A 556-nucleotide genomic window follows, 5' to 3' on the forward strand; every position below is an offset into this window, starting at 1 on the left:
CCCCTGAGCGAGACGCGAGAATGCTGGCCAGCCATCGATCTGGAGCAAGACGAGTCGATCCGTTTTCACATCGCCCATAGTGCCCAGCGTGAAGTAGAGATCCTCCATGATCAGCTACTTGCACGCTTCAGCGCAGATCCAGACCTCAGGCCCCGCGACATCATTGTGATGGTCCCGGACATCGACAGCTATGCACCGCATATCCGCGCCGTATTCGGTCAGCTTGAACGTCAGGATCCACGCTTCATTCCGTTCACGCTCGCGGATCAAGGCCAGCGTGGTCGCGATCCCCTGCTGATTGCCGTCGAACACCTGCTCAAACTCCCCGATAGCCGTTTCCCTGTCAGCGAAATTCTCGACTTGCTGGACGTTCCTGCTTTACGTGCCCGCTTTGGCGTTGAGGAGCGAGACCTGCCGACGCTGCATCGCTGGATCGAAGGTGCGGGCATCCGTTGGGGAATGAATGCCGAGCAGCGTGCGGGTCTGGGATTGCCTGAAGCGCTGGAGCAAAACAGTTGGCGATTCGGCCTGCGTCGAATGCTGCTGGGTTATGCCG

The 556-nt window shown here is 59.2% G+C and carries 1 pseudogene; it reads left to right on the forward strand.

Features of this window, described 5'->3' with window-relative positions:
* Positions 1-556 (forward strand): annotated as a pseudogene (locus AC1DRJ_RS31895) (exodeoxyribonuclease V subunit gamma); the annotation flags it as partial.

It is taken from the genome of Pseudomonas sp. P5_B2, from assembly GCF_056400445.1.